Source organism: Nitrosospira sp. Nsp13 (assembly GCF_900101945.1).
Classification (GTDB): domain Bacteria; phylum Pseudomonadota; class Gammaproteobacteria; order Burkholderiales; family Nitrosomonadaceae; genus Nitrosospira; species Nitrosospira multiformis_D.
The window spans coordinates 1-7,086 of the sequence record NZ_FMVD01000030.1 but is presented as its reverse complement, the minus strand read 5'-3'; the positions used below and the strand labels follow the sequence as shown (position 1 = coordinate 7,086).

General features: G+C 47.5%; 6 protein-coding genes. All 6 read left to right on the top strand.

Going from position 1 to position 7,086, the window contains the following annotated elements; all coding sequences use genetic code 11:
* The coding region (locus tag BLO43_RS16045) for a LuxR C-terminal-related transcriptional regulator (RefSeq protein ID WP_139149314.1) at positions 1-352 on the top strand (352 nt) is incomplete at its 5' end.
* 324 nt (positions 353-676) lie between these two features.
* Positions 677-1,105, top strand: coding sequence for a hypothetical protein (locus BLO43_RS16040; protein WP_090908040.1), 429 nt, complete (start codon positions 677-679; stop codon positions 1,103-1,105).
* Between the two features lie 450 nt (positions 1,106-1,555).
* The gene (locus BLO43_RS16035; RefSeq protein ID WP_254773518.1) at positions 1,556-2,788 is read left to right on the top strand and encodes a porin; all 1,233 of its coding nucleotides are present in this window, start codon (positions 1,556-1,558) and stop codon (positions 2,786-2,788) included.
* 312 nt (positions 2,789-3,100) lie between these two features.
* A complete protein-coding gene (locus tag BLO43_RS16030) occupies positions 3,101-3,850 on the top strand; it encodes an urea amidolyase associated protein UAAP1 (RefSeq protein WP_090908036.1) in 750 nt (249 codons plus the stop codon).
* The gene (locus tag BLO43_RS16025) at positions 3,847-4,512 is read left to right on the top strand and encodes an urea amidolyase associated protein UAAP2 (RefSeq protein WP_090908034.1); all 666 of its coding nucleotides are present in this window, start codon (positions 3,847-3,849) and stop codon (positions 4,510-4,512) included. Before BLO43_RS16030 ends, BLO43_RS16025 begins: the two co-directional genes overlap by 4 nt.
* Positions 4,513-4,789: 277 nt before the next feature.
* Positions 4,790-6,253, top strand: a complete 1,464-nt coding sequence (locus BLO43_RS16020) for an APC family permease (protein ID WP_090908032.1) — start codon at positions 4,790-4,792, stop codon at positions 6,251-6,253.
* The last annotated feature ends 833 nt before the right edge of the window (positions 6,254-7,086 follow it).

The window sequence follows — 7,086 nt, the reverse complement described above, 5'->3', positions numbered from 1 at the left end:
GGGGGCAGAAGGCTATCTTACTAAACAGAGCAGCCCCGATCAGCTCATTCAGGCAGTTCGCCAAGTAAAGCAGGGACGCTTGTATGTTGATCCCGCGTTAGCCGCAGAAATGGTTGACGGCATAGTTCACAGCAATGCTTCCGAAGATCCATTAATCGTCCTGTCCCCCCGTGAATTCCAACTATTCAAATTGATGGCAGAGGGACATTCGATAGCGCAAATTGCCGATATTATTTCCATTAGCCCCAAGACCGTCGGGGTTCACCATGCTAACATCATGCGTAAATTGAATTTAGAGAACACCACCCAGCTTGTCCGGCTTGCGATTTACTGCAATATCATAGCTGCCTAGCTGCATCATCTTCACGTGGTTTGCCGTAGCCCAATACCCTAACCGCAGCCTCGCGACTTCTCCCTGCACTACATTCCGTTTTCGGTAGAAATTCTAGCGCGCCTCCTCCCACTTCGCTAGCGCGACTTTTCGCCGTGCACACGGATTTCCGGGTCGGCTTCTAAAGATTTTCCCTATCCTCGAATAAGCTATCTGCTTATTTATCTTTCCGTTGCCAACGCTCATTATTTGCTCGCGGACTCTGACTATCCGTCCGGGAGCAGTAAAGGACTGCATATCTGTTCAGAGCGGCGATTTTCTTAATGATGGGCAGGAGAAATCAAAATGGCAACCTTAGTAGGCAAAGCCGAGGAACGGTTAATTAAAAAAGTACCATCAGCAAGAGGCATTTTGATCTTGCTTGTTTTGATTGTTTCATCAATACCAAATACATATGCGGAAGGCGTTGATCGAGCCACCCCGAGTGGATGTCATGCTAGGGCGAAGTACTATGAAGAAATGACCAGGAATTTGAAGGCAAAGGCAGAGGAGCAAGAACAACTTCTGGAACACTACGAGGATAAAAGTTATCTCTACGGTAAGCGCGCTCAAGATCTGCAAGCTCATACCCGGGCGATGATCCGAAAGTACCAGCGAGACAGCATGGAAAGCTTGAATAAAGCTACTGATCACCGTTATATCGGTTGCGAACTTGATAAAAACGAAAATTTTTCATCTCCTCGAAAGGATGAATTGACCTCAATGAGAAGGTAAAACACGGTAATGACAGGAGTTATGCCCGCTTGTTACCGGAACACGTATCCATTTTGGTACAGAGGGGGTAGTCCACTATAGGAATGGTAGCGGAGGCAATCAGTTTCATACAAGTGAATACGGGATTGTGTTGAGGGATTTCTTGAGTCCAAGCTGGGATGTGAAGTGTTTAGATGAGCGGCAGTTTTGAAGCTTACGGGACCGTGAGAAACGTAGAGTCATCTTTTTGAAAGATGATCTTTATGCACAGACAATCAACTACAGGTGATAGCCATGCGAAATGCGGATTATAGGCTCCTGAAGGCGCTTCCAATAAGGAATTGGGGTAGTTACTTGTTATCTCTGATGGTTTTCGCCTTGTTTTATTCAAGCAGCGTCCTGGCTGGCAATACTTTTAACCCAAGTCCCACCAACACCGGTAATGCTAACAGCTCCACTTCGGATAACTTGATGTCCCTGATTAAAGAAAGCGGCATACAAATTGGAGGCTGGATCCAACTTGGGGCTACCTACAATCCTAGCAATCCTACCAACGGATATAACGGCACTGTCTCTTTCCCTGACCGTGCAAATAGAATGCAATTGAATCAATTTAATGTATTTCTCGAGCGACCGGTGGTGACAGTAGGCAACACATGGGATTTCGGGGGACGTATCGATTTCATGTTCGGTTCGGACACGATTTATTTCCAGGCAGGCGGCATTCCGCCTTTCGATGTAAACAGTGGTGTGCCAAATAATAGAGGTAGTTGGGATCTGAATGTATGCTGTAAGTCGACTCGCACCTATGGGATAGCGTTTCCACAGGCATATGCGGAATTCTATTCTCCAGTCGGTAATGGCCTCAACGTTAAGGTAGGACATTTTTATTCGCCGACGGGTTATGAAATTGGCCCAGCTCCCGATATTTTCTTTTATTCAAGAGGATATACTTTAACTAACGGTCATCCATTTACACACATGGGTGTATTACTTGAATATAAGCTGAATAGGAATTGGACTTTAATTGGAGGACCGGTCACCGGTAGCGGCACTGGAGGCTGGGATGGCAATATAACCAGAACCGGGTTAACTAACTGGAACGGATTGGGGGGCATTGTCTGGGTCGGCGAGGACAAGAGAAATACATTTAATATCATGACTACTTTCGGCGATGCTTCGGCAAGAAGCCACGAAGCATGGACTATGGTTAGCTCTGTTCTTCAATACCGGATTACTAATAAAACTCACTTTGCCACTTATTTTGTACACGGCTCTGTGGGTAACGCGCTGGTGAATGGCGTGCAGAAAGATGTGCAGTGGATGGGCGTCAATAGCCACTTATATTACGATCTTTTGGAGGATCTTAGCATAGGGATACGGGGCGAATGGTTCCGTGATCGAGATGGTTTTCGTGTTCCCTCCCCATATCGCGGAGCACTACAAATTGATAATCGGGGGGTAGGCTTTGCAGGCAACGTCCCCATTACTTCCGCGCCCGCAGATTATTACCAAGTTACTCTCGGCCTGAACTGGAAACCGGCCAAGAGACTGAGGCTTGATAATTGGAAGGCAACCCGAAGCTTCAACATACGCCCTAACATACGCTATGACAGAGCAGTGGGCCTGGACCAACCATATCGCCCCTTTGACGATAAAAAAGACCAATGGCTATTTTCGCTTGATTTCATGGCTTCATTTTGAAGACTAAAGACAGGTAGCGGCAAGTAACTCAAATATGAGAATGGGTTCGTGAGAATCAACGATTGTTGTAAAAAATGGAACGATGAAGATCAGAAATAGAATGAAGATGGTATTCAGAAAAAAGTAAATCTGTGCGGTTCCGCTGATATTAGGTTAGCGTTTTCGGGATATACATTTGCATATCCTGATATGGCGAGGAATAGGAAAAAGATGGCAAAAGAACCGCAACCGATGTAAAGCAGGTATGAACCGTAACTATCTGACTGAACGCCTTTTTAAGCGAATAACAACTTATGTTATGAGGAGGAAAAATTGAATCAGCCAAATACATTTCTGTGGAAAGAAACTATTCCGGGGGGACACCATTGGTCTGGCGTTATTCGTCGGGGTATAACGCTACGTTTGTTCAATGTAACAGGCGGAGCCAACGCTGCAGTACTTTTCTATAACTTCGAAGAGAAGCTGGAGCGCTACAACATGGCAGATACTTTGAAGTGCCAGCATACATTCCGGTTGACCAAAGGTCACGCCTGCTATTCCGACATGGGGCATATTTTCTGTTGTATCACGGAAGATACCTCAGGCTGGAATGACACTGTATGCGGCTTGAGCGATGCAGAATTGATACGCTGGAGATATGGCTTGGGGCGATATCAGGAGCTTCGTAATGGAATGTTTCGAAGTGGGTTGGATGGCATATTGATTGAGCTGGGTAAGTGGGGACTAGGTATGCGTGATGTGGTATCTAATATTAATTTTTTCAGCATGGTGACTGTCTCTCCATCCGGAGAACTCGCTTTTCATCCGGCTAGCAGCAAGGCCGGCGATTATGTAGATCTAAGTTTCGAGATGGACACGCTGGTGGTGCTGTCTACTGCACCTCATCCACTCGATCCAACGGCAAATTACCGGCCAGGAGCAGTCCGCTTGGCTGCTTTTGCGACGCCTTCCACTACTTCTGACTATTTCCGCTCCTACGAGAAGGAATCTGCGCACATTGTAGAGAACGAGCGCGGACTCCAAAACACTAAACGTTTATATGCCCATGGAGGCGCAGCATGAATGTGCAAAATGTTACTAAAAGCAAGATAGATTCAGCTCCTGCGGTAGTGGATGAGATTTGTCCGGCTGGGGAAGCTTGGGTCAAAGTGGTGAAAAAAGGACAGTTGTTTCGCATTGTCGACTTGGAGGGAAATCAGGCAGTAGATACGCTTTTCTACAATGCTTGTGATGCGTTGGAGAGATACAGCGCCACCGACACAATACGCCGTCAAAACAAACTCTACCTGACCACCGGCAGTAAGCTGTATTCCAATTTAGGGAACGTTATGCTCACCATTGTTGCCGACACATGCGGCAGGCACGACACGGTGGGCGGGGCCTGCGCCGCAGAAAGCAATACAGTACGGTATGGGCTGGAAAAATTCCCCATGCATAGCTGCCGAGACAGTTTCCTCCATGCATTGGCTCACGAGCCAATTTGTGAGCAGCTCGGAATGAGCAAACGTGATATTCCCAGCAACATCAATTTCTTTATGAATGTACCAGTAACAGAACATGGGCGGTTAATGTTTTCTGATGGTGTTTCCGCGCCGGGAAAATACGTAGAGATGAAGGCGGAAATGGACGTGGTGGTGCTGATTTCGAATTGTCCACAACTGAACAATCCATGTAATGCCTACAATCCTACACCGATCCAGCTGTTGGTCTGGGATATGGCCTGAATTATAGGGCAGAGGATATTCCGTTTTATTTAATGGCGTAGAGCCAGGGGTTACAGGGATAGCGGAGCCAAGATAATTGGCAGAACAATTGCCTTTAATCTGGCGGAATATAGCTGCGAAAACTGGGAACAAAAAACATGCCTGAGAAAAAAGTAGCCAGAAGTAAGGTCGAATTTATCAATGGAAACTTCGCACTATCCATTGATGTGCTCGATCCTTCCTTCAATAAGGGTTGCATGCTTCTACCAGATGGCTGCAATTGGATCTGGGGGTCATCATGGCGATAGATCCGGGCCGGAGCGGGTGTCATGCTCCTGAACCTGCAAGCCCTCATTCACTCAAGCGTACACTGAGTGTCTGGAATTGCTTTACCTTGGGCTTCTCAGTCGTATCCCCGGTAGTCGGCTTCTATGCCATCTTCGGTGTTCAGAATCTAGTCACTGGGGGGGGCTGGATACTTGCCCTGGCTCTGTGCCTCGTTATGCAAATGCTGGTAGCAACGGTGTATGCCGAGCTCTCTTCCCAGTTTCCAATTGCGGGCGGAGCCTATAAATGGTCTCGGCAACTCGTAGGGCCACGAACGGGTCAATACGCCGGAGTGATCTACGTCAGTTCGACTATTGCCATGCTCACTACTACAGCCTACACGGGGGGCATGTGGCTAGCCGCCATTTTTGTAGGTGGTAATGTAGAAGGCGCGACAGCAGCAATATGGGGAAGCATTTTTCTGTTGATATGCACTGCAGTCAACATGGCCCATCAGCGTGTATTCAAAATTATCAATATGCTGGGAATCTGTGCCGAAGCGCTTGGCTCGGTGTGTGTAGCGGCGGTCTTATTTTTTTTCTTTCGCATCCACCCTATTTCCGAGTTGTTTCAACACTTGGGAACGGGGCTGGCACCCAGCAGCCTCTCGGCATTTGTGGCGGCGGTGGCTATCGCCGGATGGGCGTTTATCGGCTTCGATGCGTGCTCCACGATTGCCGAAGAAGCACATCATCCCGAAAGAATGATTCCGCGGGCGATTTTTCTTTCCCTGTTTGCTGTGGGCACGGTGGTGCTTTTTAACTCCTCAGCACTGATTTTGGCTGTAGATCATGACGTTCTGATGAAAGCCAGTGCTACCTCTGACCCTATTTCTCCTATTATCGCAGGCACCATAGGAGCATGGGCTGCGAAGCCTTTTCTGGTAATAGTCATGACAGCCTTTCTTTCTTGCGGCGCATCGGTAGTTAATTATGTTTCACGCATTGTTTTCTCCATGGGTCGCGAAGGAAATATGCCTGCTCTGCTCTCTCACGTGACCCATAACAAAATACCGCGAAACGCTATTCTAGCCACAGTTTCGCTGGCCGGCTTGGGTCTTCTTCTCGGCATGAACGGAGGCGCCGTTGCTACCATCATTGCCTTTGGTACGGGCGGTCTGTACGCAATGTTCTCCTTTACTACCGGTGTTGGTCTCTATAGCCGCCTGACGGGGCGGTGGAACCCTGCGCTGGGCGCCTTAAAACTAGGGCTTCTAGGGCTGGTCATTAATACAATTGCGTTCGCGTGGTCGTTATTCGAACTCATCAACGTTGCCTGGCCACGTGAATATGTTGTGGCGCCGGGAGCCCCTTGGTGGCAAATTTATGCGGTTCCACTCGTACTCGGCAGTATATTGGGTATAACTACCTTACATATTCTGATCAAGGGCAAACGTGCGCAAGCCGAGACGCCTCATTCCATCACCGAGATGTAAGGCAGGTAGTCATCATGCACGCCGGGCTTTGGTGATAGCGACTCGATGAAGATCGCGGAAGTTGTGCGGACCCTAATGAACACTCAACGTTTTAACGCATAGGGGGTGCGACATGAGTGTCACTGCTCCCCATAATTAACTAAGCGGTGCAACGAAATCCTAGGTCACAAATTGATGTTTCACTGCAAATTCGACTGGCGTCATTTTCGCTTGATTTTCCGTAGCCCAACACTCTAACCCCGTCCTCGCAACTTCTCCCAGCGATGCATGTTGTTTTCGGTGGCGTACTAGTCCGCTTCGCTAAAACGTTTATCCTCCTCGCTGCACCCACGGATTTCAGGCCAGCGATTTCTAAAGATTTTGCCTATCTCCGAATAGGCTATCTGCTTATTTATCTTTCTATTGCGGGTGTCTATCATTTATTTGTGGACAAACAAGACGTATGCAGCTGGTTTCTCCCATTTTTTTATTGAAGTAGCACTCGCCCTGAAACTTCAGGGCATAAAGGCAGGACGATTGATAGATTTAAAACATCAAGAACCGCAAGTATATTCAGCAAACTTTTTGTGAAGGACGGAAGTCCGATAATGAATAACGTAGGCGAGTTGGCGAAAAAACCGATACATTTCACTTTGAAGGAACACGAGGATTTTTACCGAGAACTCAGGTCAGCTTCTGGCACATCAGGCTGCAAAAAAACGCGGCTGTTGTGTTGTACGAAGAACTCATAGATGACGTTTAAAGTTCATGAAGGAGATGCAAAACATGAATCAAAGAGACAGTTCTGAATCTACTGCATTGATCATTATTGATATGCAGCGCGATTTTTGTGT

Excerpts from the sequence above, each read along its gene's own strand:
- BLO43_RS16020 (WP_090908032.1), top strand. The coding sequence starts at position 4,790 with ATGGCGATAGATCCGGGCCGGAGCGGGTGTCATGCTCCTGAACCTGCA.
- BLO43_RS16025 (WP_090908034.1), top strand. The coding sequence starts at position 3,847 with ATGAATGTGCAAAATGTTACTAAAAGCAAGATAGATTCAGCTCCTGCG.
- BLO43_RS16035 (WP_254773518.1), top strand. The coding sequence starts at position 1,556 with ATGTCCCTGATTAAAGAAAGCGGCATACAAATTGGAGGCTGGATCCAA.
- BLO43_RS16040 (WP_090908040.1), top strand. The coding sequence starts at position 677 with ATGGCAACCTTAGTAGGCAAAGCCGAGGAACGGTTAATTAAAAAAGTA.